Source organism: Enterobacter cloacae complex sp. P13B (genome assembly GCF_014895915.1).
In the GTDB taxonomy this organism is placed as follows: Bacteria; Pseudomonadota; Gammaproteobacteria; order Enterobacterales; family Enterobacteriaceae; genus Enterobacter; species Enterobacter bugandensis.
The window spans coordinates 208-866 of sequence record NZ_JADBQN010000063.1 but is presented as its reverse complement, the minus strand read 5'-3'; the positions used below and the strand labels follow the sequence as shown (position 1 = coordinate 866).

Here is a 659-nt window from a genome sequence, read left to right as displayed (position 1 = left end):
CCCCGCAAGCATGGATTGATAAAGCCCGCGACCCGTCGAACCTGTCGCTGCTGCTCACCGACCACATGGTGTGCGAGCTCAAGGCCGCCCAGACCGCGCTGCTGCTGGTGCGTAAATACGTCGCCGACGAAAGCGGTGCCGACGCGCTGCTCGACTGGCTCAAACCCTACGAACAGTTCACCTTTCGCGACGGCCCGGAGCCGGACTTCATCGCCCTGCACAGGCAGATTGGCAAAAGCGTAATGCCCAAAACCGACGACCCGTGGGGCCAGGCGCTCATCGACAGCATGGTGCTGCTGATTAAAGAGGAGCTGCACCACTTCTGGCAGGTGCGCGAGGCGATGCTGGCGCGCGACATTCCGTACGTTAAAATCACCGCCAGCCGCTACGCCAAAGGGATGCTGAAGGAAGTGCGCACTCACGAACCGCTGACGCTGATCGACAAGCTCATCTGCGGCGCCTACATCGAAGCCCGCTCCTGCGAACGCTTCGCCGCGCTGGCCCCGTTTCTCGACGACGACCTGCAGAAGTTCTATCTCTCGCTGCTGCGCTCGGAAGCGCGACACTATCAGGACTATCTGACGCTGGCCCAGCAGGTAAGCGACGACGATATCTCACCGCGCATACAGCATTTTGGCGAAATTGAAGCCACACTTATC

General features: G+C 60.7%; 1 protein-coding gene. It reads left to right on the top strand.

What is annotated here, in order from left to right:
• Window positions 1-659: tRNA isopentenyl-2-thiomethyl-A-37 hydroxylase MiaE (gene miaE, locus IM273_RS21280; protein WP_193055609.1), on the top strand; the 659-nt coding region annotated here is incomplete at both ends.